The 24,652-nt window shown below is 68.2% G+C and carries 25 protein-coding genes; 13 read left to right on the top strand and 12 right to left on the bottom strand.

What is annotated here, in order from left to right:
• Positions 1-7: 7 nt before the first annotated feature.
• From I7S92_RS15430 to I7S92_RS15455, 6 genes are all read right to left on the bottom strand, one after another.
• Positions 8-808: a CbbQ/NirQ/NorQ/GpvN family protein gene (locus I7S92_RS15430; RefSeq protein WP_197645957.1), complete on the bottom strand. Its 801-nt coding sequence runs from the start codon at positions 806-808 to the stop codon at positions 8-10.
• Positions 809-813: 5 nt separating this feature from the next.
• Complete coding sequence (locus I7S92_RS15435) at positions 814-2,211, bottom strand: cbb3-type cytochrome c oxidase subunit I (RefSeq protein WP_197645959.1); 1,398 nt, start codon at positions 2,209-2,211, stop codon at positions 814-816.
• 11 nt (positions 2,212-2,222) lie between these two features.
• Positions 2,223-2,678 (bottom strand): c-type cytochrome, encoded by a 456-nt coding sequence (locus I7S92_RS15440; protein WP_197645961.1) that lies wholly within the window; start codon positions 2,676-2,678, stop codon positions 2,223-2,225.
• A gap of 161 nt (positions 2,679-2,839) precedes the next feature.
• Positions 2,840-3,706 carry an FAD:protein FMN transferase gene (locus I7S92_RS15445; RefSeq protein ID WP_197645963.1) on the bottom strand — a complete coding sequence of 289 codons (867 nt, stop codon included), beginning with the start codon at positions 3,704-3,706 and terminating at the stop codon, positions 2,840-2,842.
• Positions 3,703-4,908: an NnrS family protein gene (locus tag I7S92_RS15450; protein ID WP_197645965.1), complete on the bottom strand. Its 1,206-nt coding sequence runs from the start codon at positions 4,906-4,908 to the stop codon at positions 3,703-3,705. Before I7S92_RS15450 ends, I7S92_RS15445 begins: the two co-directional genes overlap by 4 nt.
• A complete protein-coding gene (locus I7S92_RS15455; RefSeq protein WP_197645967.1) occupies positions 4,905-6,920 on the bottom strand; it encodes a NosR/NirI family protein in 2,016 nt (671 codons plus the stop codon). Before I7S92_RS15455 ends, I7S92_RS15450 begins: the two co-directional genes overlap by 4 nt.
• A 166-nt stretch (positions 6,921-7,086) precedes the next feature.
• On the opposite strand from I7S92_RS15455, the gene I7S92_RS15460 reads away from it, so the two are divergent.
• The 11 genes from I7S92_RS15460 to I7S92_RS15510 all read left to right on the top strand — a co-directional run bounded on the left by I7S92_RS15460 (position 7,087) and on the right by I7S92_RS15510 (position 16,718).
• Positions 7,087-8,814 carry a nitrite reductase gene (locus I7S92_RS15460; protein ID WP_206761095.1) on the top strand — a complete coding sequence of 576 codons (1,728 nt, stop codon included), beginning with the start codon at positions 7,087-7,089 and terminating at the stop codon, positions 8,812-8,814.
• A 105-nt stretch (positions 8,815-8,919) separates the two neighbouring features.
• Entirely contained in the window at positions 8,920-9,723 is an 804-nt protein-coding gene (cobA, locus tag I7S92_RS15465) for a uroporphyrinogen-III C-methyltransferase (protein WP_197645971.1), read from the top strand.
• Positions 9,724-9,781: 58 nt separating this feature from the next.
• Positions 9,782-10,087 (top strand): c-type cytochrome, encoded by a 306-nt coding sequence (locus I7S92_RS15470; RefSeq protein WP_386003940.1) that lies wholly within the window; start codon positions 9,782-9,784, stop codon positions 10,085-10,087.
• Complete coding sequence (locus I7S92_RS15475; protein ID WP_197645975.1) at positions 10,084-11,226, top strand: cytochrome D1 domain-containing protein; 1,143 nt, start codon at positions 10,084-10,086, stop codon at positions 11,224-11,226. The genes I7S92_RS15470 and I7S92_RS15475 overlap by 4 nt, the downstream gene beginning before the upstream one ends.
• Before the next feature lies 1 nt (position 11,227).
• On the top strand, positions 11,228-12,199 hold the full coding sequence (ahbB, locus tag I7S92_RS15480) for a siroheme decarboxylase subunit beta (RefSeq protein ID WP_197645977.1): 972 nt from the start codon (positions 11,228-11,230) through the stop codon (positions 12,197-12,199).
• A complete protein-coding gene (locus I7S92_RS15485; RefSeq protein WP_197645979.1) occupies positions 12,199-12,669 on the top strand; it encodes an Lrp/AsnC family transcriptional regulator in 471 nt (156 codons plus the stop codon). Before ahbB (I7S92_RS15480) ends, I7S92_RS15485 begins: the two co-directional genes overlap by 1 nt.
• On the top strand, positions 12,666-13,151 hold the full coding sequence (gene ahbB, locus I7S92_RS15490; protein ID WP_197645981.1) for a siroheme decarboxylase subunit beta: 486 nt from the start codon (positions 12,666-12,668) through the stop codon (positions 13,149-13,151). Before I7S92_RS15485 ends, ahbB (I7S92_RS15490) begins: the two co-directional genes overlap by 4 nt.
• Entirely contained in the window at positions 13,151-14,359 is a 1,209-nt protein-coding gene (gene nirJ, locus I7S92_RS15495; protein ID WP_197645983.1) for a heme d1 biosynthesis radical SAM protein NirJ, read from the top strand. The genes ahbB (I7S92_RS15490) and nirJ overlap by 1 nt, the downstream gene beginning before the upstream one ends.
• Positions 14,334-16,001 (top strand): nitrite reductase, encoded by a 1,668-nt coding sequence (locus I7S92_RS15500; RefSeq protein WP_197645985.1) that lies wholly within the window; start codon positions 14,334-14,336, stop codon positions 15,999-16,001. The genes nirJ and I7S92_RS15500 overlap by 26 nt, the downstream gene beginning before the upstream one ends.
• Before the next feature lie 25 nt (positions 16,002-16,026).
• Positions 16,027-16,221 carry a hypothetical protein gene (locus I7S92_RS15505; RefSeq protein ID WP_354001339.1) on the top strand — a complete coding sequence of 65 codons (195 nt, stop codon included), beginning with the start codon at positions 16,027-16,029 and terminating at the stop codon, positions 16,219-16,221.
• Between the two features lie 80 nt (positions 16,222-16,301).
• Positions 16,302-16,718, top strand: coding sequence for a c-type cytochrome (locus I7S92_RS15510; RefSeq protein ID WP_197645989.1), 417 nt, complete (start codon positions 16,302-16,304; stop codon positions 16,716-16,718).
• A gap of 35 nt (positions 16,719-16,753) precedes the next feature.
• Here the strand turns inward: I7S92_RS15510 and I7S92_RS15515 are convergent, their stop codons facing one another.
• Genes I7S92_RS15515 through I7S92_RS15525 form a run of 3 tightly spaced genes read right to left on the bottom strand, consistent with a single transcriptional unit; the run spans position 16,754 to position 19,625 of the window.
• Complete coding sequence (locus tag I7S92_RS15515; protein WP_197645991.1) at positions 16,754-17,512, bottom strand: SDR family NAD(P)-dependent oxidoreductase; 759 nt, start codon at positions 17,510-17,512, stop codon at positions 16,754-16,756.
• Positions 17,509-18,333 carry a DUF1365 domain-containing protein gene (locus I7S92_RS15520; protein ID WP_197645993.1) on the bottom strand — a complete coding sequence of 275 codons (825 nt, stop codon included), beginning with the start codon at positions 18,331-18,333 and terminating at the stop codon, positions 17,509-17,511. The genes I7S92_RS15515 and I7S92_RS15520 overlap by 4 nt, the downstream gene beginning before the upstream one ends.
• Positions 18,330-19,625, bottom strand: a complete 1,296-nt coding sequence (locus I7S92_RS15525) for an NAD(P)/FAD-dependent oxidoreductase (protein ID WP_197645995.1) — start codon at positions 19,623-19,625, stop codon at positions 18,330-18,332. The genes I7S92_RS15520 and I7S92_RS15525 overlap by 4 nt, the downstream gene beginning before the upstream one ends.
• 190 nt (positions 19,626-19,815) lie before the next feature.
• On the opposite strand from I7S92_RS15525, the gene I7S92_RS15530 reads away from it, so the two are divergent.
• Both I7S92_RS15530 and I7S92_RS15535 read left to right on the top strand, forming a co-directional pair.
• Positions 19,816-20,403, top strand: a complete 588-nt coding sequence (locus I7S92_RS15530) for a sigma-70 family RNA polymerase sigma factor (protein ID WP_386001757.1) — start codon at positions 19,816-19,818, stop codon at positions 20,401-20,403.
• On the top strand, positions 20,400-21,044 hold the full coding sequence (locus I7S92_RS15535) for a ChrR family anti-sigma-E factor (protein WP_197645997.1): 645 nt from the start codon (positions 20,400-20,402) through the stop codon (positions 21,042-21,044). Before I7S92_RS15530 ends, I7S92_RS15535 begins: the two co-directional genes overlap by 4 nt.
• A gap of 25 nt (positions 21,045-21,069) precedes the next feature.
• Here the strand turns inward: I7S92_RS15535 and I7S92_RS15540 are convergent, their stop codons facing one another.
• The 3 genes from I7S92_RS15540 to mutL are packed head-to-tail and all read right to left on the bottom strand — an operon-like array spanning position 21,070 to position 24,628.
• A complete protein-coding gene (locus I7S92_RS15540; RefSeq protein ID WP_197645999.1) occupies positions 21,070-21,594 on the bottom strand; it encodes a HutD/Ves family protein in 525 nt (174 codons plus the stop codon).
• A 59-nt stretch (positions 21,595-21,653) separates the two neighbouring features.
• Positions 21,654-22,808 carry a DNA recombination protein RmuC gene (locus I7S92_RS15545; RefSeq protein ID WP_197646001.1) on the bottom strand — a complete coding sequence of 385 codons (1,155 nt, stop codon included), beginning with the start codon at positions 22,806-22,808 and terminating at the stop codon, positions 21,654-21,656.
• Positions 22,805-24,628: a DNA mismatch repair endonuclease MutL gene (gene mutL / locus I7S92_RS15550; RefSeq protein ID WP_197646003.1), complete on the bottom strand. Its 1,824-nt coding sequence runs from the start codon at positions 24,626-24,628 to the stop codon at positions 22,805-22,807. Before mutL ends, I7S92_RS15545 begins: the two co-directional genes overlap by 4 nt.
• Positions 24,629-24,652: the final 24 nt, after the last annotated feature.

Here is a 24,652-nt window from a genome sequence, read left to right on the forward strand (position 1 = left end):
GCCGGCCTCACCCGAAAACGGCGGTCACGAGATCGCGGAGCCCGGCCTTCACATCCGGGTCGTCGGTCAGGGGTTCGATCATCGCGGCGCGGATGGCGCGCTCGATGGGCATGCCCCCGGCGATGAGCTGGGCGGTATAGACGACGAGGCGGGTGGAGACGCCTTCCTCGAGATCCTGGCCCTTCATCGCGCGCAGCTTGCCCGCAAGGCGCACCAGCGGGGCGACGCGATCCTCGGCCAGGCCGGATTCGCGGGCGACGACGGGGATTTCGTGTTCCGGCTTGGGGAAGGTGAATTCCAGCGACACGAAGCGCTGCCGGGTGGAGGGCTTCAGGGTCTTGAGGATGTTCTGGTAGCCGGGGTTGTAGGAGGCGACCAGGAGGAAGTCTGGATGGGCCTCGAGTTCCTCTCCGGTGCGGTCGATCGGCAGGATGCGGCGGTCGTCGGTGAGGGGGTGCAGGACGACGGTGACGTCCTTGCGGGCCTCGACCACCTCGTCGAGATAGCAGATCGCGCCTTCGCGGACGGCGCGGGTCAGGGGGCCGTCGGCCCAGGAGGTCTCGCCGCCTTTCAGGAGCCAGCGGCCGATCAGGTCGGCGGCGCTGAGGTCGTCATGGCAGGCGACGGTATAGAGCGGGCGGCCCAGTTTCGCCGCCATATGGGCGACGAACCGGGTCTTGCCGCAGCCGGTCGGGCCTTTCAGCAGGACCGGCAGCTTGCGCGCGGCGGCGGCCTGGAAGACTTGGACCTCATCCCCTTGCGGGAGGTAGAAGGGGGCGTTTGCCGCCCCCATCAGGGTTCCGTCCATGGTCATTACTCCGCAGCCACATGGTCGGGGTCATGCTCGAGACGACCGCTTTCCAGCGGGCCGGGCGTCACCACCTCGCGCCGCGGGAAGGCGACGGAGTAGATGAACAGCAGCGCGCCCAGGACCACGGCGACACCCGAGCCGAAGCGCATGGCGTAGAAGATCCAGAGCTGGTCCTGCACGTCCATGAAGTACTCGCCGTTGACGCGCTGGAGGTGCGTCTGCACCGTGCCGGCGAAGGTCAGCGTGAAGGTCATGAACACCACGCCACCGGACATCAGCCAGAACGAGGCCATGTTCAGCACCTGGTTATAGGGGTCACGCCCCCGCAGGTGCGGCATCGCATAGGTGATGATCGCAAGGTTGAGGCAGACATAGGCGCCGTAGAAGGCCAGGTGGCCGTGGGCGGCGGTGATCTGCGTGCCGTGGGTGTAGTAGTTCACCCCGTGCAGCGTGTGCAGGAAGCCCCAGACGCCGGCGCCGAAGAAGGCGAGCGTCGCGCAGCCGAGCGACCACAGCAGGGCAGCCTTGTTCGGGTGGTCGCGGCGGCCTTTCCAGACCATGACGAAGGCGAAGCTCATCATCGTGAAGAAGGGCACGACCTCGAAGCTGGAGAAGATCGAGCCGATCCACTGCCAGTAGCCCGGCGTACCGATCCAGAAGTAGTGGTGCCCCGTCCCCAGGATCCCCGAGAACAGCGCCAGGGCGGCGATGACGTAGAGCCATTTCTCGACGACCTCGCGGTCGACGCCCGTCAGCTTGAGCATCAGGAAGGCGAGGATCGAGGCCATCACCAGTTCCCAGGTGCCTTCGACCCAGAGGTGGACGACATACCACCAGTACATCTTGTCGAGCGCCAGGTTGCCGGGGTTGTAGAAGGCGAACAGGAACAGCAGCGCCAGCGCCCAGAGGCCCAGGAGCAGGATGTTGGTGATCGCGGTCTTCTTCCCGGCCAGCACCGTCATGGTGATGTTGTAAAGGAAGATCAGCGCGGCGACGACGATGCCCACCTTCACCCAGCGCGGCTGTTCGAGGAACTCGCGCCCCTCGTTGCCCATGAGCCAGCTGCCGTCGAACAGGTTGAAAAGATAGGTCACCACGACCCCGGCGGTGCCGAGGACAAAGATCGCCAATTGCAGCCAGGCCAGCGTCGGCGAATGGATCTCGCGCTCCGATTCCTCGGGCACGAGATAGTAGGCCGCCCCGAAGAAGCCGAGCAGCAGCCAGACCACCAGGCTGTTGGTGTGCAGCATCCGCCCGATGTTGAAGGGCAGGATGTCCGAGAGGAAGTTCGGGCTGACATAGGTCCAGCCCAGGATCAGGCCCATGGAGACCTGCACGGCGAAGAGCGCCAGCGCGACAGCGAAGTAGCCGAGCGCGATTTTCTGCGTCTGGTATTTCATGATTTCACTCCTCAGCCCGCGTCATTCGGGGGCCAGTCCTGCGCCCGGATCGTGTTGGTCCAGAGCAGGAAGTCGGCGAGGTTCTGGTATTCGGCGTCGGTCAGGCCGAAGTTCGGCATCTGACGGCGACCCTCGATCCCCGAGGGCATGGCGTCCATCCAGGTCTTCAGCGCCTCGAAGGCGCCCTGGTGGTCGCCGGGCGCGACGCCCCAGCGGGTCATCACGTTGGCCAGTTCGGGCGCGTAGTAGGCGCCTTCGCCAAGGATCGTGTGGCAGTTCACGCAGGAATGCTTTTCCCACAGGTGTTTGCCGGCCACGACACTTTCGGTCAGCGTGGCTTTGTCGGTCGAGGTGGTGGTGATGTAGTAATGTGAATGGACCGTGAGGCCCACGAAGATCAGGATGAAGAACAGGGAACCGCCGTAGAAGATGTTGCGGGCCATGCTCTTGGTCATGACTTCGCGCATGGCGGAATCCTTCCCGAGAAGCTTACAGGTAACGTGTGTGTGAGACATTGGTTAAGCAGCAGCCTTGACCGAAGTCAACCAGCGGGTGCGACATTCAGGCCGGTGAAGTCTTTGTCGCACCGAGTAAAACCGGCGCACGACGGGCGCCGGTCAAAGAGTTGTCAGGCCAGCGCCTCAAGCCGTGCGCCGGGGAACCAGCCCAGCGCCGCGACGATCTGCGGGCTGTCCATCAGGCAGAAGGCGGTGGAAAGCGCATCGGCCAGCGCGGCCGATTCCGCGCTGACGCTGACCGTCTGCCAGCGCGGCTGCTGCCCCCTCGGACCCAGGATATGCGGCCGGCCGTTCACCAGCGTCCCGGAGGGCGACGAGGTCGCGAGCGCCCGGTTCGTCAGGTGGCTTTCGGCGAGGATCCGGCCCTCGGGCGTCTCGATCCGGGCGATCCAGGGGCCTTGCGGACCCTGACCCAGGGCGGCGACCTCTCCCATGTCGACCAGCGCGGCGGAAAAGCCCTCGCGGCGCAGAAGGGCCGCGATCCTGTCGGCGGCCCAGCCCTGGGCGATGCCGTTCAGGGTCAGCGCCTGGCCATGCTCCAGCCGGATTTCGGTCTCGTCAAGCCGGACGCGGTCCCAGCCGACCAGCTTGCGCGCGGCCTCGGTGTCGCCCGCGTCGGCGAGGGCCCGCCAGAGCGGCTGCACCGTCGGGTCGAAGGCGCCCCCGGTCGCGGCATGGACCTCTCCGGCCAGCTTCAGCAGGGAAACCAGGTCGGGCGCGGGCCAGGCGAGACGGCCGTCGCGATTGAGCCGGGTCAGCGCCGAATCGCGGTGCAGCGAGGCGAGCAGTTCGATCCGCTCGATCTCGGCCTCGACCCGGGCGAAGGTCTGGCGGGTGTGGTTCGGCTCTGCCCCGACAAGGCGCAGGGAGAGCGCGGTGCCAAGGCCGTGGCCCTGCCAGTCGGTGACGGCCTGCGCATGGCCGGGCATGGGCACCAGGGCCGCGGCCGAGATGCAGAGGAAGCGGCGGCGGTTCATGCGGGGGGCCTCCCTGCCGGTTTGCGGGGCTGGCGCGGCCCCCAGAAGACCTGCCAGAGCGCGACGACGTAGAGCAGGAAGGCCAGCAGCCAGAGCGCACCGGCGGTCAGGACGCCCGGCGTGTAAAGCGAGGGGATCGCCGAGCCGGCGAAGCGCGCCAGCGCGGCCAGCGGCACCAGCGCATAGGCCAGCGCCACCGGGCCGGGGGCGACAAGCGCGCGTCCGGTATGGCCCAGCGAGGCGCGGGACATGACCGCCAGCGTCATCCCGCCGACCCCGCCGATGCCCAGAAGGTGCAGGGCTGCGATCTCGGAACCCTGGCCGAGGTTCGCCAGCCCCAGCGCGACGAGCCCGGCCGCGTTTATGGCGTAGGACAGGTGCAGCGACCAGAGGATCGGCTTGTCCCGGGTCCAGAGCCCGCGCCAGAGCACGACGCGGATCAGGCCGGCCGCCCCCGCAACCAGCGCGAGAAGGCCGAGAAGCCCCTCGGGCAGGCCCAGCAGATAGCCCAGCGGCAGCGTGATGGCGGCGGCGATCGAGAAGCCGGCCAGCGGCATCGGGTTCCAGGGCAGGCGGTCCTCGCGCCCCGACTGGACCATGGCGTTGCGGGTGAAGCCGGGGGTGACGCGGCCGCCGAGGACCATGATCATGGCGGCAAGGGTCAGAAGCCCGCCGCGCAGCCCGCTCCAGACCGTGTCGGAGGTCAGGCCGATCCACTCCAGATGCACGAGGAGGTTAGCGATCCAGTAGACCGTCAGGATGGCCAGGATGATCAGCTGCTGCGGCTTGGGGCGCTTCAGAAGCTGGGCCAGAAGCTTGGCGGCAAGGACAGGGACGAAGGAAAGGTCGGCCACCGCGACCAGCACCGGCGGCAGGCTGCCCGAGGCCAGGACCGCGATCCGCCCCGCCAGCCAGAAGCCCGCGACCACGGCGATGAAGAGGTGCGGCGCGGATTTCGCCCCGGTCCAGTTCGGCACGGCGGTGAGGAGAAAGCCGCCCAGCGCCGCCGAGGCATAGCCGAAGATCATCTCATGCGCGTGCCACAGCTGCGGCGGCGCGGCGGTCGGCAGCTGCATCACTCCGCCAAGGGCCTGGATGGTCAGGTAAAGCTGCCACACCGCCATCGCGAGGACGGCGAACAGGCCGGCGGCAAGGAAGAACACCCGGAAACCTTCACCGAACAGTCGTTTGAGCGCGGTCATGCCGGGGCTCCTTCGCTTCTGGCGCGCCGCTTCAGGATCGGGCACTGGGTGCCGTCGTTCATGATGACCTGGCAGCGCAGGCAAAGGACGCATTCATTCGCATTGATCCGACCGATCGAATCGATCGCTCCGACGGTGCATTTCGTCTCGCACATCCGACATTCGCGGCCGCATTGCGGACGACGCTTCAGCCAGTCGAAGATCTTCAGCTTGGCCGGGATCGCAAGGCCCGCGCCGAGGGGGCAGAGGTAGCGGCAGTAGAAACGCTCGACGAACAGCCCCGCGCCGAGGAGCGCCGCGACGAACAGCAGGAACGGCCAGGCGCGCATGAAGCGCAGCGAGATTGCGGTCTTGAACGGCTCGGCCTCGGCCAGGATCAGGGCATGGTGCATCGAGTAGAAGGATAGGGCCAGGATGCCCACGAACAAGGTGTACTTGGCCACCCAGAGCCTTTCGTGCAGGGCCTGCGGCACGGCGATCTGTTTCACGCCAAGGCGTTGCGCGGCGGCGTTGGCCAGTTCCTGCAGCGCGCCGAAGGGGCAGAGCCAGCCGCAATAGACCCCCCGGCCCCAGAACAGCATCCCCAGCGCGGTGAAGCTCCACAGGATGAAGATGACCGGCTCGATCAGGAAGGTCTCCCAGCGGAAGCCGGTCAGGAGCGAGTGGACGAAGGCCACGACCTGCACCACGGAAAGCTGCCCGTTTAGCCCCATGCCGAGGACGAGGAAGGTCGAGGCGAGGAAGGAAAGACGCCCGATGCGCCACAGGCGCGGCCGCCGGGTGATCCATTCCTGCGCGAACAGGATCAGGGTGAGGACGGTCAGCATCAGCGCCACGACGGCGACCTGCGGGCGCTTCGTCTGCCAGGCCTGTTTCCACAGCGGCTCGGGCTCGGTCGGCGCGGCGAGGCGGAAGGCGTCGGGGAGGGTGTAGGGCAGCGCCACGGTCATGGCGACCTCGCCCCTTTCGGTGGGACGGGTGGCGCGGACCTCCAGCGTGAAGGGCTGGGTGGGGTCGATCAGGGCCGGAAGGGCGAAAAGGCTGATCTCCTTCAGCTGCGGCACGTTTTCCAGCGCCAGATGCTTCACCATCTGATAATCGTCCGCGCCGGGCTGCCAGCGGGTCTCGCCCTGCACCACGGTCAGCCGGTCGAAGGCGCCGGTCCTGGTCCAGTCGGTGCCGCGATGCGACTGCAGGCCCTGCGACATCACGATCAGCACCGAGCCGCCCGCGCCGAGGTTGCCGATGGCGCGGGTGAATTCCCGCTGGCCCAAGAGGTTCTTGCCCGCCGTCGGCGTGTCGATCACCCCGGCCCAGAGACGCAGGAAATCGCCGTCGCCCGGCTCGACCGGCACTTTCGCCCCGGCCAGCGCCTTTGCCGCCTCGGCCATGGTGACCCGGACCTCGGCCAGCGCCCCCAGCCCGAGAAGCTGGTCCCAGCCCAGCGGCTGATAGCTCAGCCGGTCGATCCCGCCGCCCCCGGCCATCAGGCCGCGGCCGATGGCAAGGGTCCGGGCGGTGCGGAGGATGCCATCGCGAATCACCCCGGTCGAGACGGTGGCCCGGCTGATCACGTCGGGCAATCCCTCGGCCGGGCCGGTCGCAGCAAGGTCGAAGCCGCGGAATCCCGCGACATAGGCGGCGATGTCGGCATCCGAGATGCCCAGCGTCAGGACTGGTTCATCATGTCGCACCAGAATCGCCCCCGTGATCCGCGCCTGGGGCGAGATCGCCACCAGCACGTCGAGCGGGCGCCCGGAATAGCCGACCGTGGTCGAGATTTCCCAGGTCGAGCCGATCTGGCCCGCCACCCTGCCCGCCTGGCTGACCTGCCATCCGGGCACGCCCTGGTCGATGCGGGCAAGCTGCACCGGGCCAGAAAGATCAAGGAGTTCTGCCGCCTGTTCGGGTGTGGGCGCCGTCACCGCGAGCGTGTCGTCGGCGATCAGCCCCCCCGCCAGGGCGGCCAGGGGCGAGAGCAGCAGGAAGAGGGCAGTCAGGATGATGCGCATGTCGGGAGGATCCGTCCGGTGCCGCGACCCTGCGGCGTGATGGCCCAGGCCGCCTTGACCTTAATCAAGGTAACGGATCCGTCATCGGCTAAATGTCCCTTCCAGCCTCACCAGCTAACGGAGCAAATCCATGACCCCCAGAGCCAGACCTGCCAGGACAGTCCTGATGGGCACCGCGGCCCTGTTCCTCGGCCTTGTCGCCGCGCCAGCAATGGCCGAAGACAAGCCGAAGGATCACGCGGACACCCCCGCCGCCGCCTATGAGCCCTCGATGACCACGCTCGGCCAGCTCAAGGTGGAAATCCCGGGCTTCAAGCCCGACGATCCGGTGATGACGCCGGAGGAATTCCAGAAGGCCTCGACGATCTACTTCGAACGCTGCGCCGGCTGCCACGGCGTGCTGCGCAAGGGGGCGACGGGTAAGCCGCTGACCACCGACATCACCCGTGCGAACGGCTATGACTACCTGCACAGCTTCATCACCTACGGCTCGCCCGCGGGGATGCCGAACTGGGGCACCTCGGGCGCGATGACCGAGGAAGAGACGGGCATGATGGCCCGCTATCTGCTGCTGGAACCGCCGGCGCCGCCCGAATGGGGCATGCCCGAGATGCTGGCGTCCTGGAAGGTCCTGGTCAAACCCGAGGACCGTCCGAAAGAAAAGATGAACGACATCGACATCGACAACCTGATGTCGGTGACGCTGCGTGACGCGGGTCAGGTCGCCCTGATCGACGGTGGCACCTACGAGATCCGCGCGATCATCGACACCGGCTATGCGGTGCACATCAGCCGGATCTCGGCCTCGGGCCGCTATCTGTTCGTGATCGGCCGGGACGGCCTGGTCAACATGATCGACCTCTGGATGGAGACGCCCGCCTCGGTCGCCTCGATCAAGATCGGCATCGAGGCCCGCTCGATCGAGACCTCGAAGTTCGAGGGCTGGGAAGACAAGCTGGCCATCGCCGGGGCCTACTGGCCGCCGCAATATGTGATCATGGACGGCGACACGCTGGAGCCGAAGAAGATCGTCTCGACCCGCGGCAACATCTATGACGAGCAGGTCTACCACCCGGAACCCCGCGTGGCCTCGATCCTGTCGTCGCACTACAAGCCCGAGTTCATCGTGAACGTGAAGGAGACGGGGAAGATCATCTTCGTCGACTACACCGACCTGAAGAACCTGAAGACCGTGGAAGTCGAGGCCGAGCGCTTCCTGCATGACGGCGGCTTCGACAGCACCAAGCGGTATTTCATGGTGGCGGCGAACCAGCGCGGCAAGATCGCGGTGGTGGACACCAAGGAAGACAAGCTGACCGCGCTGGTGGAAACCGGCGGCGCGACCCCGCACCCGGGCCGCGGCGCGAACTTCAACCACCCGGTCTTCGGTCCGGTCTGGGCGACCTCGCACCTTGGTGACGAATCGGTGGCGCTGATCGGGACCGACCCGGAAGGGCACCCGGACCAGGCCTGGAAGGTCGTGGACAGCTTCTACGCCCTGGGCGGCGGGTCGCTCTTCATCAAGACCCACCCGAACTCGACGCACCTCTACGTCGACGCCACCCTGAACCCGGATGCGGAGATCTCGGCCTCGGTCGCGGTGTTCGACATCTCCAAGATGGGCGGCGACACCGAGACCGATCCGGAATTCGTCACCCTTCCGATCGCGGAATGGGCGGGGATCCCGGAAGGCCAGCCGCGCGTGGTGCAGCCCGAGTTCAACAAGGAAGGCACCGAGGTCTGGTTCAGCGTCTGGAACGGCAAGGAGCAGGAATCGGCCATCGTCGTGGTCGATGACAAGACGCTGGAGCTGAAGAAGGTGATCAAGGACCCGAAACTGATCACCCCGACCGGCAAGTTCAACGTGCTGAACACGAAGGACGACGTCTACTGAGCAATCCCGTGCCTGCGGCAGGCGTGTCGCGGGCATAACCTGGCGGGGGTGGATTCATTCCCCCATCCCCGCCTTTTTCCTTCCAGCCATCGGGACCCGACAGCCATGAAAGACCTGGACCGCCATCTCACCTCTGGCCATGTCCACCTGATCGGCGCGGGTCCCGGTGACCCCGAGCTGCTGACGCTCAAGGCGCTGCGGCTGATCCAGACGGCGGATGTCGTGGTGCACGACCGGCTGGTCAGCCCCGAGATCATGGATCTGGTCCCTACTGCCACCCGTCGCATCGACGTGGGCAAGCTGCCGAAATTCCACAAGGTCCCGCAAGAGGCGATCAACGCGCTGCTGGTCGACCTTGCCCGCGAGGGCCTTACCGTCGCGCGCCTGAAGGGCGGCGATCCCCTGATCTTCGGCCGCGGCTCGGAAGAGGCCGAGGCCTGCCGCGAGGCCGGCATCGCGACCAGCTACATCCCCGGCATCACCTCGGCGCAAGGCGCGGCGGCGTCCACCGGGGTGCCGCTGACTCATCGCGGCCTGGCGACGGGCGTGCGCTATGTCACCGGCCACCGCGCGAAGGACGCGGCGCTGGACCTCGACTGGGCCTCGCTGGCCAGCGGCGACACGACGCTGGTCGTCTACATGGGCGCAGGCAACATCGCCGAGATCGCGCTGCAGTTGATGCGGCACGGGCTGGCCCATTCGCTGCCCGTGCTGGCGGTCAGCGCCGCCACCACCCCGCGCGAGACGCGGATGCTGTCCACCCTGGGCCAGATCGGCACCGATGTGGCCAAGACCCAGCCCGAAGCCCCGGTCCTGTTCATCATCGGCCAGGTCGCGGGCATGTATCCCGAGATCACCGCCCTGGAAGCCTCCCTGTGCGAGGGGGCCGGGATGGCGGCCTATGCCTGACCGCCGCCGCTCGTCGAGCACTTCGTGCACTCCTCGCCCGCCGGCACGCGTGCACGCGGTGCTTAAGGAGTTGTGCCTGCTGATCCTGCTGGCCACGCCCGCCGCCGCCGAGATCGCCCCCGACCGGGCTGCGGCGCTGGAGCATATGGTGGTGCAGGATTGCGGGTCCTGCCACGGGTTGACGATGAAGGGCGGTCTCGGCCGCCCGCTCACGCATGAGGCGCTGGCCCCTTCCGACCGGGAAACGCTTGCGCTGATCATCCTTGATGGCGTACCCGGAACCGCCATGCCGCCCTGGCGCCCCCTTCTGACCGAGGACGAGGCGCTGTGGATCGCCGATTACCTGAAAGGGGTAACCCCATGAAACGCCTTGCCCTTCTGGCCGCCTTCCTTGCCACGCCGCTCTGGGCCGAGGATCTGGTCGCGACCGGCGACCTGGGTCTGGTGATCGAGCGCGCGACCGGCAGCCTGGTGCTGGTCGACCGTTCGGACCGTGCCGCGCTGGGCCGGATCGAGGGGCTGGGCGACCTGAGCCACGCCTCGCTGACCTACTCGCCGGACGAACGCTTTGCCTATGTCTTCGGCCGCGACGGCGGGCTGACCAAGGTGGATATCCTGACCCGCCAGGTCGTCGCCCGCACCGTGCAGGCCGGAAACTCGATCGGCGGGGCGATTTCGGATGACGGCAAGCTGGTCGCGGTGTCGAACTACGAGCCCGGCGGGGTAAAGGTCTTCGACGCCCAGACGCTGGAGCTGGTCGCGGACATTCCGGCGGCGGGCAAGACCATCGGTCTGGTCGATGTCCCCGGCCGCCGCTTCGCCTGGACGATCTGGGACACGGGCGAGGTCTTCCTGGGCGATTTCTCGGGTGCCGAGCCGGTGATCACGCCGCTGGGAAATGCCGGGAAGAACCCGTTCGACGCGGTGCTGACCGACGATGCGCATACCTATCTGGTGGGCCTCTTCGGCGAGAAGGGCGTGACCTCCTTCGACCTTTGGGACCCCGCGCCGAAGCCGCAGAAGTTCCTGACCGACTACGGCAAGGACGGCGAGGACATGCCGGTCTACAAGATGCCGCACCTGCAGGGCTGGGCCTTCACCGAGGGACAATATGCCCTGCCCGCCGTGGGGCGGCACGAGATCCTGTGGGTGGACCGCGCGAGCGAGAAGACAGTGGCGACGACGCCGGTGCATGGCCAGCCGGTGTTCATCATCGCCCAGCCCGCCAGCCCCTATGTCTGGGTCAACTTCGCGACGCCGCTGAACGATACGGTGCAGGTGGTCGACAGTCGCACGCATGAGGTCGTGGCGACCCTGAGCCCCGGCAAGGCGGTGCTGCACATGGAATTCGCCCCGCGCGGGGCCGAGGTCTGGATCTCCAGCCGCGATGACAACAAGGTGCTGATCTACGACACCCGCACCCGCGAGAAGGTGGCCGAGATCGCGGCCGAGGCGCCTTCGGGCATCTTCTTCACCGCCCGGGCGCATCAGACGGGGCTTTGACATGGACCGGATCGACCCGACCGACCTTGCCCTTCTCGACCGCTTCCAGCGCGATTTCCCGCTGGAGGCCCGGCCTTTCGCCCGGATCGGTACGGTGCTTGGCCTGGACGAGGCCGAGGTGATCGGGCGGCTGGCCCGGATGCAGGCAGCGGGGCGGATCAGCCGTGTCGGCGGCACGGTCAGGCCGAACACCGCCGGGGCCTCCACCCTTGCCGCGCTGGCGGTGCCGGAGGCGCGGATCGATGAGGTCGCCGCCATCGTCGGGGCCGAGCCGGGGGTGAACCATTCCTACCTGCGCGAGGCGGACTGGAACCTCTGGTTCGTCGCCACAGCGCCGGATGGAGCGGCGCTTTCGGCAATGCTGGCACGGATCGAGGCCGCGACCGGCCTGCGACTGCTGGACCTGCGGCTGGTGCGGCCGTTCAACATCGACCTCGGCTTTCCGCTGGCAGGTGGCCCGGTCGCAATGCCCGGCGGGCGGCAGGTCGAGACCGCCGCATTGCGCCCGGAGGACCGGCCGCTGCTGCACGCCCTCAGCGCGGGGCTGGAGCTGGTGCCGCAGCCCTATGCCGCGCTGGCGCTGAAGCTTGGCCGCGAGGAGGGCGAGGTGACCGCCCGCATCGGCGACCTCTTGGCGGCAGGGATCCTGACCCGGCTGGGCGTGATCGTCCGGCACCGCGCCTTGGGCTACACCGCCAATGCGATGGTGGTCTGGGACGTCGCGCAGACCGAGGCCGCCGGTCGCGCCCTTGCCGCGCTGCCAGGGGTGACGCTGGCCTATGAGCGCGTCGCCGTCCCCGGCGTCTGGCCCTATCGCCTGTATTGCATGATCCACGCCCGCTCGCGCTCCGAGGCGCTCGCGGTGTTGGAAACCGCCCGCGCCCTGCCGGAACTGGCCGGGGCGGACCACCGTGTCCTGTTCTCCACCCGCTGCTTCAAACAGTCCGGTGCCCGCCTGCAGGAGGCTGCCTGATGCGCGCAACCCTTCCCCCCGATGCCCTGGATGCGACCGACCGCCTGCTGATCAACCGCCTTCAGGACGGGCTGCCGCTGACCCATGCCCCCTTCGCCCCGATCGCGGCCGAGGCCGGGCTGACCGAGGCCGAGGTCGTCGACCGCATCGCCCAACTGCGCGAGATCGGGGCGATCACGCGCTTCGGTCCGTTCCTGGATGCCGAGGCGATGGGCGGGGCCTTCTGCCTGTGCGCCATGTCGGTCCCGGCCGGGCAGTTCGACGAGGTCGTGACTTATGTCAATGAACTTCCCGAGGTTGCGCATAATTATGAACGCCAGCACCAGCTGAACATGTGGTTCGTCCTGGCCTGCGAAAAGGCCGAACAGATCGCGGAAACGGCGGCGCGGATCGAGCGGGAGACGGGGCTGAAGGTCCTGCGCTTTCCGAAACTGAAAGAGTTCTTCATCGGCTTCCGGGTAGAGGCATGACGCTTGACGCAACCGACCGGCGGATATTGAAGGCAACGGCCTCGGGCCTGCCGCTGACGCCGCATCCTTTCGAGGAGGTCGGGCGCTGGCTGTTCCTGCCGGAGAACGAGGTCATCGCCCGGATGCAGGCGATGCAGGACGACGGCGTCATCCGCCGCGTGGCCGTGGCGCCGAACCATTACGCGCTGGGAATGGCCGCCAACGGGATGAGCGTCTGGGACCTGGACGATCCGGTGGCCGAGACGCTGGGCGCCAGGGTCGGCGCGCTGGCCTTCGTCAGCCATTGCTACCTGCGGCCGCGCGCCCTGCCGGACTGGCCCTACAACCTGTTCGCCATGCTGCATGGCAAGACCCGCGACGAGGTCGAGGCCAAGCGGGCCGAGGTCGCCGCGCTGCTGGGTGACGCCTGCCGCAGCCATGATATCCTGTATTCCACCCGCATCCTGAAGAAGACCGGGATGCGCCTTGCCGGAGAAGGCTGATGTTCCGCCTGACGCAATACATGCGCGAACTGGTCCACCCCACCCCCGTCCGCCGCCGGTCGGGTCCGGTGAAGCCGGTGGTGATCTGGAACCTGACCCGCACCTGCAACCTGCGCTGCCGGCATTGCTATACCACCAGCGCCGATGTGCCCTTTCCGGGCGAGCTGACGCATGAGCAGGCGATGGGCGTGCTGGAAGACCTTTCGGGTTTCGGCATCCCGGCGCTGATCTTGTCAGGCGGCGAACCGCTGAGCCGTTTCGACTTCTTCCCGCTGGCCGAACGGGCGCGGGAACTGGGGTTCCGTCACCTGTCGCTGTCGACCAACGGGACCAAGGTGGCCGAGAACATCGACCGGCTGGCGGATCTGGAATTCGACTATGTCGGGATCTCGCTGGACGGGATCGGCCAGATGAACGACTGGTTCCGCGGTGTGGACGGGGCGTTCGATGCGGCTTTGGCCGGGGTGCGGGCCTGCAAGGCCAAGGGCGTGAAGGTGGGGCTGCGCTTCACCATCACCGAGGACAACGCCGACATGCTGCCGGCGATGATCGACCTGTGCGATGCGGAAGGGGTGGACAAGTTCTACCTTTCCCACCTCGTCTATGCCGGGCGCGGTGACAAGAACCGGGGCGACGACACCGCCCATGCCCGCACCCGCAAGGCGATGACCCAGCTGATCGACAGGGCCTGGGTCGCGGTGGCCGAGGATCAGCCCCTGGAGATCGTGACCGGCAACAACGACGCCGACGCGGTCTGGTTCCTGCGCTGGGTAGAGCGCAACTTCCCCGAACAGCGCGCCGCACATGTGGCGCAGCACCTTGAGGCCTGGGGCGGCAACTCCAGCGGCCTTGGGGTGGCGAACATCGACCCGCAGGGCAAGGTGCATCCGGATACCTACTGGTCCGACTACACCGTGGGCAGCGTCAAGGATACGCCCTTCAGCCAGCTCTGGACCGGCCCCGACCCGATGCTGGCGACCTTGCGGCAGCGCCCGCGCCCGTTGAAGGGCCGCTGCGGCGCCTGCGCCTTCAAGGACATCTGCGGCGGCAACACCCGCATCCGCGCCCTGCAGGTCACCGGCGACCCCTGGGCCGAGGATCCGGCCTGCTACCTGACCAATGCCGAGATCGGGGTGGACGAGGCCGACCGCGTCACCGTCACCCCCTTCCGGGGAAAGAGCCATGACCCCGCGCATCGATTCGCCTGACAGGCCTGCCCGCCCGGCCACCCGTCCCCGCCATGACCATTTCACGCTTCCCCTCCCCCCCGTGGGGAGGGGATGGGGGTGGGGGGCGCGACGCCGGTTCTCCGGCGTCCTGCTGGCCCTGACGCTTGTCGCCACCCCTGCCCTTGCCGGGCCCGATGGCGCGACGATCTATGCCGATCTCTGCGCCTCGTGCCACGCCGAAACCCGGCTGGGCGCGCAGGGTCCGGCGCTGATCCCGGAAAGCCTGGGGCGGCTGGCGGGCGACAGGCTGACGGCCGTCATCGCGGACGGGCGCGCCATGACGCAGATGCCGGCTTTCAAGGACCAGCTCTCGCCCGAGAGCGTTGCCGCCGTAGCCGAGTTCATCTCGCAGCCCCTGGCCGAAGCGCCGGTCTGGGGCGAGGCGGAAATCCTCGCCACCCGCAGCCTGCGGGACGACTATACCCCCGCCGCCGCGCCGGTGTTCACCGCCGATCCGATGAACGTGACGCTGGTGGTGGAAACCGGCGACAGCCATATCTCGGTCCTCGACGGCGACACTTTCGACGTCCTCGATCGCTTCGAGACGCCCTTCGCGGTGCATGGCGGGCCGAAGTTCAGCTCGGACGGGCGCTATGTCTTCGTCATGTCACGCGACGGCTGGGTGCAGAAATACGATCTCTGGTCGCTGCACGAGGTCGGCCGGGTGCGTGCCGGCCTGAACAGCCGCAACATCGCGATGAGTTCGGACGGGAAATACCTTGCCGTCGCCAACTACCTGCCGAACACCCTGACCATCCTGAACGCCGCCGACCTGACCGTGGCCAGGGTGTTCGAGGTCTCGGGCCGCAAGGGCGAGCCCAGCCGCGTCTCGGCCGTCTACCAGGCCCCGGAGCGCGGGACCTTCGTCCTGGCGCTGAAGGACGTCCCCGAAATCTGGGAGGTCGCCTTCACCGAGGACGGCGGGCCCTATTCGGAGGGCTTCGTCCACAACAACGAGAACGGGATGGAGGAAGCGGTCGGGGTGGAGAAAGGCCTTTTCGCCCGGCGCCGGATCGACGTCTCGGCGCCGCTGGACGACTTCTTCTTCTCGCCCGACTACCGGGAACTGATCGGCGCGAACCGCGAGGGCGAAACCGGCGTCGTGGTGAATCTGGACGTCGGCCGCGAGATCGCCAGCCTGCCCCTGCCGGGGATGCCGCATCTCGGCTCGGGAATCAGCTGGGAGAGGAACGGCCACCGCGTCGTCGCGATCCCGCATCTGAACGAACCCCGGATCAGCATCATCGACATGGAGGACTGGAGCTTGGTCAAGGTGATCGAGACCTCGGGCCCCGGCTTCTTCCTGCGCAGCCATGACGGCACGCCCTATCTCTGGGCCGATGTCTTCACCGGCGAGCACAAGGGCGAGATGCACATCATCGACAAGCAGTCGCTTGAGGTGGTGAAGGTCCTGAAGCCGGAGCCCGGCAAGACCGTGGCGCATACCGAATTCACCCGGGACGGGAAATATGCTTTGGTCTCGATCTGGGAAATGGATGGCGCGGTCATCATCTATGATGCGGCGACCTTCACGGAACTTGAGCGGCTGCCGATGGTCAAGCCGTCTGGGAAATACAATGTCTGGAACAAGATCACCTTCGAGGACGGCACCAGCCACTAGACAGCCGTCGTGGCGGCTTCTGGCGGTGCTGTGGCCCTTTGCCACCGGCGCCGTGGCGATCAACCTCTTCCTCCTGGGGCTGATCGGCGTCAGCATCGGCCTGCCCGCGATTCCCCCGGTCACGGCGCTCTGGCTGTCGCTGCCCTTGGGACTGCCCGCCACCTGGGCAGGTGCCCGCTGGGTGACGCGCCTGATTGCCGAGGCCGAGGGGACAGGCTAGAACTGACAAAAGTCAAGGAATACCGGGCCCGCCATATGGCATGGCCAGATCCGACCGTTACGCAGCTGAAAGGAAGACCCATGTTCAAAAGACTTCTCCCCGTTCTCGCCCTCGCGGCCTTCGCGGCCCCCGCCTTTGCCGATCCCAGCGCCGAGGATGGCGCGGACAGCTTCAAGAAGTGCAAGTCCTGCCACTCGATCGTGGCTGCGGACGGAACCGAGGTGGTGAAGGGCGGCAAGACCGGCCCGAACCTCTGGGGCATCGTCGGCAACCCGGTCGCCTCGTCGGCCGACTTCAAATACGGCGACGGCATCCTGGCGGCCAAGGAAAAGGGCGCGGTCTGGGACGAGGCGCAGCTTGTCACCTACCTGGCCGATCCGAACGCCTGGGTGAAGACGGCCTCGGGCGATGACGCCGCGAAGTCGAAGATGACCTTCAAGCTGCCGAAGGCCGAGGAAGCCGAGGATATCGCGGCCTATCTCGCCACGCTGAAGTAAGCCCAGGCGCAGGGTGGGCGAATCGCCCACCCTACTCATTCGCGGGGCGGGAAAAGGCGGTAATGGATCCAGTCCGGCAGGAGCCGACCGCCGCGGAAGATCCAGGAAAAGAGCGTCGGGAAGCTGGTCTTGAACCGGCCCGACCGCATGTGCCGGAACATGATCCTTGCCGCGGCCTCGGGCTGCATGACGAAGGGCATGGCGAAATCGTTCTTCGCCGTCAGCCGGGTGCGGATGAAGCCCGGATTCACCAGCTGCACCGCGATGCCCGACCGGCGCAGGTCGGCATGTAGCGATTCGGCCAGCACCATGACCCCGGCCTTGGACGCGGCATAGCCGATAGCGCCGGGCAGGCCGCGAAAGCCCGAGAGCGAGCCGGTGATCACCACATGCCCCCGCCCCCGCGCCAGCATGGCGGGCAGGGCAACCCCCAGGGCGCGGATGCAGCCGGTGAAGTTCACCTCGGCCATCGCCTCGACCTTCGTCGCATCCCAGTCCTGCGCCCGCATCGGCCAGTAGACGCCGGCCAGGAACACGATCCCGTCCAGATCGCCCAACTGCTCTGCCGCCCGCGCCACGCTGGCGCGGCAGCCCACATCCACCGGCAGCGCCCGGGCCTTGCCCGGAAGGCCCGCCACCGCCGCGTCCAGCGCCTGGGCATCGCGGGCCGAGAGGATCAGCTCGGCCCCCGCCTCGGACATCAGCCGGGCGAGCGCGAGGCCCAACCCATGCGAGGCGCCGACCAGCCAGTAGCGTTTGCCCCGGAACTCCCGCCCCCGCCTGGCGCCTTTCATGTCGGGCGCCTACGACGCGGCTTGCGCGTGCCTCCGGCGGGGATATTTGGGCCAGTCTGAAAGGGCGATGCCGGACCGGAGACCTCGCCTTGGGGCGGCGGCGGGCAGGGGGTGAAGCGGACGCCTTTCCACCACAGTTTCAGCGCCTGCCAGTGGATCAGCGCCAGCACCCGGCGCGAGCCGAAGGGGCGGCGCAGGGCCGAGGCGATGATCCCGGCATTGGTCAGGGGCAGGCGTGGGCCGATCAGGTTGGTGTAAAGCCCGCCGTCCGGCGTGGTGTAGTCGATCCAGATCCCGATCCGGTCGGGCCGGATGTCGAAGCGGAAGTCGTAGCGCCCCGCGACCGGCTGGAAGGGCGAGACGTGGAAGATCTTCTGCGCCCGAAGCGTGTCCTCGCGGGTGACCGGGCCACGATCCTCGCGGTGGCAGAGGTAGGAATGCCGGTCGCCCCAGGTGTTGGTGACCTCGGCGATCACGGCGCGCAACTGGCCGGAGGCATCCTGGGCCAGCCAGAAGCTGACCGGGTTGAACACATGGCCGAGCAGGCGTGGCTGGGCGAGGAGGAGCAGCCGGTCATGCGCCAGCCCCTGCCCCGCCAGCACTTCGCGCGCCCATGCGGCGCCCCGCCCCCGCCCCGGAGCGCCGCCGTGGTCGCTGTCACGCACCGCCATCAGGTTGCCCCGGTTGCGGGAAAACAGCGACGGTCCCTGCGCCCGGTCGGGATCCAGCAGCACATAGTCCACCGAATAGCGGAAGGCGTTCTTCACCGGGCCCTTGCGGCGGTGGAAGGTCTCGGCCCGGATCCGCTCGACCCTGGTCATGCCGCCAGCCGGAAGCGTTGCCGCTCTCCCATCGCCTGCACCACATCGACCGCCGAGGCGAAGCCATCCTCGTGAAAGCCGTTCCGCATCCACGCACCGCAGAACCAGGTGTTGCCGGTCCCATTCATCGCGCGCAGCCGGTCCTGCGCGGCCAGGGCGGCCAGGTCGAAGACCGGGTGGTGGAAGGTGGTCACGTCATGGATCAGGTCCTCGCGGATCGGGCGGCTGGTGTTCAGCGTGACGAACAGGAGATCGTCCTGCGGGATCGGCTGCAGGCTGTTCATCCAGTAGGTCAGGTCGATGCGCTCTCCCGGCCCTGCCTTCGGCTCGACATAGGACCAGGAGGACCAGACCTTGCGCGACTTCGGCATCAGCGAGGGGTCGGAATGCAGCACCGCCTGGTTCGGCTGGTAGCGGATCGCGGCCAGCGCCCCCGCCTCGGCCGGGGTGGCGTCGGCGAGAAGCTTCAGCGAGATGTCGGAATGCGTCGCCAGGACCACGTCGTCGAAAAGCTCCCACTCTCCGCCCTGCGCCCGGACCAGGACCGACCCCGCCTCGCGCCGCACGCCGGCCACCGGCGTATTGGTGCGGATGTGGACGCCTTGCGCGGTCATCGTGGCCGCAAGCCGGCGGACATATTCGACCGAGCCGCCGCGGAGGGTATACCACTGGTGCTGGCCCTTGTGGCCCATCAGCGCATGGTTGCGGAAGAAGCGCACCAGCGCCCGCGCCGGAAAGTCCAGGATGCCGCGCGTCGGCGTCGACCAGATCGCGCCCGAGAAGGGGGTGATGTAATGGTCGCGGAACCAGGGCCCGGTGCCGAGACGATCCAGCAGTTCGCGGATCGTCATGGCGGGGTCGGCCGCCAGGGCCACGGCATTGCGGTTGAAATGCAGGATGTCGGCCAGCATCCGCAGGAAGCGCGGGTTGAAGGCGTTCCTGCGCTGGGCAAAGAGCGTGTCCATCGTGGCCAGCCCGTATTCCAGCGCGCCGCCTCGGATCGAGGCGGCGAAGGACATGCGGCTTTCGACGGTGGAGACGCCCAGCTTCTCGAACAGGCGCACGAGGTTCGGGTAGTTCATCCGGTTGAAGACGATGAAGCCGGTGTCGACCGGCTGGTCGCCGCGCTTGCCCGCGATCACGGTGCGGGCATGGCCGCCAAGGCGCGGTTCGGCCTCGAACAGGACGACTGTGTTGGTCTCGGCCAGCAGATGTGCGGCCGCCATCCCCGAAATGCCCCCTCCGATGACGGCGATGCGGCGAGGAGCCTGGCCCAAGGTCTCGAACGGCATTCCGGTGGGTTCCTTCGGTGATTTTCGGCACTTACGCAGGCCGCGCCGGATCGGATCACTTGTCCCGCGCGGAGGTGTGATCCGGCCCGGCATCTGCGGCGTATGAAATCGCATGATGCTGGACACCGGCGAATTCGCTATCACGGGACAGGCAGGTCCATCGCGCCATCGCGGCGCGGCGGGAAGGGCCGTGCTACGCCGGAAGAAGGACGGGCTGGTGTCGAGCGAGGATGAGACGGATTGGGCGGCCCTGCTGCTGCGGGTGCGCGACCATCAGGACAGGGCGGCCTTTGCCGTCCTGTTCCGGCATTTCGCCCCGAGGGTGAAGGCCTTCCTGATGAAGTCGGGCGCCGGGGCGTCCCTGGCCGAGGAATGCGCGCAGGACGTGATGGCGGTGCTCTGGCAGAAGGCGCATCTGTTCGATCCGGCGCGGGCCAGCGTGGCGACCTGGGTCTATACGATCGCCCGCAACCGCCGGATCAACGCCCTGCGCCGCGCGCGCCGGGCGGAACCGGAGGAGCTGGACTGGGGCCCCGCGCCCGAGCCTGACCAGGCCGAGGCGCTGGAGACCCGGCAGGAGACGGAACGGCTGGGCCGTGCGCTTGCCGCATTGCCCACGCCGCAGAGGACGCTGATCGAGCGCGCCTTCTATGGCGAGCTTTCCCATAGCGAGATCGCCGCCGAGACGGGGCTTCCGCTGGGGACGATCAAGTCGCGGATACGGCTGGCGCTGGACAAGCTGCGCCACCGGATGGGTGAAGGACCGAAGCGGACATGACGATACGCCACCACCTCTCGGACCAGTTGTTGATGGCCTATGCCGCCGGTCAATTGCCCGAGGCGTTCAGCCTGGTCGTGGCGGCCCATCTGTCGCTGTGCGACGACTGCCGGGCACAGGCGGACTCGTTCGATGCGGTCGGCGGCGCGGTGCTGGAAGAAGCCGGAGAGATCGCCATGGGCGAAGACGCCCTGGCGCGAACCCTGGCCCGGATCGAGTGGCTGCCGCGGGCCGCGGCCCCGAAGCCCCGGCGTGCGGCGGGCATCTTCCCGGCGCCGCTGGTGGATTATGTCGGCGGCGATCTCCCGGCGGTGCGCTGGCGGCGGGTGGGCGGCGGGGTGCGGCAAGCGATCCTGCCGACCGACCGCGACGCGACGGCGCGTCTTCTCTATATCCCGGCGGGAACGGCGGTACCGGACCACGGCCACCGCGGGCTGGAGCTGACGCTGGTCCTGCAGGGCGCCTTCGCCGACGAGACCGACCGCTTCTCCCGCGGCGATGTCGAGATCGCGGACGAGGCGCTGGAGCATACTCCGGTCGCGCTGGCCGGGCAGGATTGCATCTGCCTGGCGGCGACGGATGCGCCGCTGCGGTTTCGAGGCCTGATCCCGCGCCTGGCGCAGCCGTTGTTCCGGATTTGACCGGGGCGCCGGTCTGAAGCCCGGCCTACGGAAGCTGCAACCTGACTGCGATCACCGGCCAGTCGCCGTCCAACCGGGCGGGGCCATCGGTCAGGACCAGGTCGTCGCGGTTCACGGCGGCGCCATTGATGCGGCACGGGCCAAGCGCGTAGAGCGCGAGGGTCCCCTTGGCGGGAAGGCTGTCGTTCCGGGCGACGATGACCTGCGGCCTTGCCAGCGCCTGCGCAGTCATGACGTTGAAATCGTCGGACTGCTGGCCATTGGTTTCGGTCGCCGTGACCTCCACGTCGCCGGGGAAGGCCACCGGCACCAGCGGCTCGCAGCGGAAATCCAGGCCCGGCCCGGTCAGCCGGAAGCCGGGGCCGAAGAGCACGGTCAGGTTCCGCTCGATGCCGGGAAAGAGCGAGAACGGGCCGTCCTCGACCACCGAGGCACGGGAGAGGCGAACGAGGAGCTGGCCGTCCCGCTCAAGCCGCCAAAGCTCGGTGGTGTTGCCCTTGCCGTTCTTCCAGGGCTGGCGGGTGTAGTCGGCAGGGGTCAGGTGGCGCATCGTGTTCCTATCGGCCGGCGGGTGAATCCGCGAGGAATCGCGGGACCACCCACCCTACCTCACTCCGCCGCGCCGATCACCTTCGCGGGAGTGTCGGGGGCCAGTTCCTCGAAGTCGAAATTGTCCAGCCGCCGGGCGCGTTTCGTGGCTTTGTCCGAGGAAATCTTGATCTCCTCGATATCCTTCGCCGCCTGGCCGAAATGGCGGTCCAGGTTCTCCACCCGCGTCCCCAGCCGTTCGACGTCGGCATAAAGCAGCGACAGCTCCTTGCGGATCGCCCCCGCCTGTTCCCGCATCCTTGCATCCTTCAGCACCGCGCGCATCGTGTTCAGCGTCGCCATGCAGGTGGTGGGCGAGACGATCCAGACCTTGGCCGCAAAGCCCTCGCGCACCAGGTCGGGGAAGTTGGCGTGCAGTTCGGCGTAGACCGCTTCCGAGGGCAGGAACATCAGCGCGCCGTCCGCCGTCTCGCCCTCCAGGATATAGCGTTCGCTGATCGCCCGGATATGGGCGCGGACGGCCTGCCGCATCGCCTGCGCGGCCTCCTGCGCGAGGCGGGGGGTGTCGGCGCGGCGCAGGGCCTCGTAGGCCTCCAGCGGGAACTTGGCGTCGATGACGATGGGGCCGGGAGGATTGGGCAGGTGGATCAGGCAGTCGGCGCGGCGACCGTTCGCCAGGGTCGCCTGCATCGTATAGGCGTCCTTCGGGAGGGCCTTCTGCACGATGTCGTGCAGCTGGATTTCCCCGAACGCCCCGCGCGTCTGCTTGTTCGACAGGATGTCCTGCAGGCTGAGGACGTTGCCGGACAGCTTCTCGATATTCGCCTGCGCCTTGTCGATGGTCTCCAGCCGCTGCTGGAGTTCCCCCAGCGACCGCGCCGTGCGGGTCGAGGTGCCGTGCAGGGCCTCGGTCATCTGGCGCTGCACATCCGCCAGGCGCTGCTCCATCACCTGCAGCATGGCGGTCTGGCTGACGGCCTGCGCCTCCGAGACATGGTGCAGGCCCCCGGCCAGCCGTTCCTGCCCGTCGTTCAGGGTCTGGACGCGGGAGGACAGCCAGGAGACCTCGCGCAACAGCGGTTCGGCGGTGGAGGAGGCGCGGGCGGCGGCGCGGAGGATGAGGACGAGGAGGATCAGGAGCACGAGGGCGGCCCCGCCGAGGAGCAGGATCTCGGGCGCGTTCCATTGGTAGCTCTGGCCGAACAGCGTGATCATCGGCGGCCGAACAGGCGTTCGATGTCGTGGAGGCTGAGCTCGACATAGGTCGGCCGGCCGTGGTTGCACTGGCCCGAAAGCGGCGTCGCCTCCATCTCGCGCAGGAGGGCGTTCATCTCCTCGGGGCGCATCTGGCGGCCGGAGCGGACGGAGCCGTGGCAGGCCATGCGGGAAAGAATGGCGTCGATCTTCGCCCGGACAAGCGTGCTGTCGCCGCTGTCGGTCAGTTCGTCGAGGATGTCGCGCAAGAGGGCTGCGCCGTTGACCTGGCCCAGCACGGCGGGAACCTCGCGGATCGCCACGGCGGAGCCCCCGAAGGGCTCGATGGTCAGCCCGACCCCGGCCAGCGCGGGCGCAGCGTCGAGAAGGCGGGCGGCATCGGTGGGCGAGAGGTCCACGATCTCGGGGATCAGGAGGGCCTGGGCGCGGATGCCGGTCTCGGCCAGCTGGCGTTTCAGGCGCTCGTAGACCAGGCGTTCATGCGCGGCATGCTGGTCGACGATGACGATGCCGGTCGCCGTCTGGGCGACGATGTAGTTCTCGTGCAGTTGCGCGCGGGCGGCACCGAGGGGGTGCTCGTCGTTCGACGTCGTCTCCGCCTCGCGGGGGGGCGCGAAGGCGGGGGCCATCGGCGCTTCGGCAAAGCCTGCGAAGGTCTGGGGGGCCTGGAAGGCGAAGGCGCGGGCAAGGGTCGGCTGGCTGGGGCGGTCCATCTGGTAGACGGGACGGATGGCCTGCAGGGTCGCCGCGCCGACGGTGGAGGAGGCACGGTGACCGGCCCCGGTCAGCGCCGATTTCAGGGCGGTGATGATGAGGGACCGCGCCGCGTCGGGCTCGCGGAAGCGGACCTCGGCCTTGGCGGGGTGGACGTTCACGTCCACCCGCTGCGGATCGGCGATCAGGTTCAGCACGGCGGCCGGGTGGCGGTCGCGGGAAAGGACGTCGAAATAGGCCGCCCGAAGCGCGCCGTAGAGCATCCGGTCCTGCACCGGGCGGCCGTTCACGAACAGGTATTGCTGCGAGGACGAGCCGCGCGAATAGGTCGGCAGCGCGGCATAGCCCTGCAGCCGCAGCCCCTCGCGTTCGGCGTCGATCCGCAGCGCGTTCTCGGTGAATTCGCGGCCGAGGATGCCCGAGAGCCGCCCCTCCAGCGCGTCGAAAAGGTCGCCGCTTGCCGGATCGGCGCGGAACAGGACCCGCGCCTCACCCCCGGTCACGTCGCGCAGGGTGAAGCCGACCTGCGGCTCGGCCATCGCCAGCCGCCGCATCACCTCGGCCACCGCCTGCAGCTCGGCCCGGTCGGACCGGAGGAACTTGAGCCGCGCCGGGGTGGCGAAGAACAGGTCGCGGAGTTCGACGACGGTGCCCCGCGTCAGCGCCGCCGGGCGGACGGGGGAGAGCCGGCTCCCCTCGCAGGCGATCTGCGCCGCCTCGCCCCCGGCGCGCGAGGTGATGGTCAGCCGCCCGACCGAGCCCAGCGAGGGCAGCGCCTCGCCCCGGAAGCCGAAGCTGCGGATGTCGAGGAGGTCCGACCCGTCGATCTTCGACGTCGCGTGGCGCGAGAGCGCGAGCGGCAGGTCCTCGGCCGTCATGCCACAGCCGTCGTCCGTGACCCGGATCAGCGTTTTGCCGCCATCGGCGATATCCACCTGGATCCGGCTGGCGCCCGCGTCCAGCGCGTTCTCGACCAGTTCCTTCACCGCAGAGGCCGGACGTTCCACCACCTCGCCCGCCGCGATGCGGTTGATCGCGGCCTCGTCCAGTTGCCGGATGACCGGGCGGCCGTCAGCGCCCGTTATCTTGGGGGTGTGCAACGTCATGCCCCCATCTGTAGCAGTCCCGCC

Source organism: Tabrizicola soli, from assembly GCF_015999335.1.
Classification (GTDB): Bacteria; Pseudomonadota; Alphaproteobacteria; order Rhodobacterales; family Rhodobacteraceae; genus Tabrizicola; species Tabrizicola soli.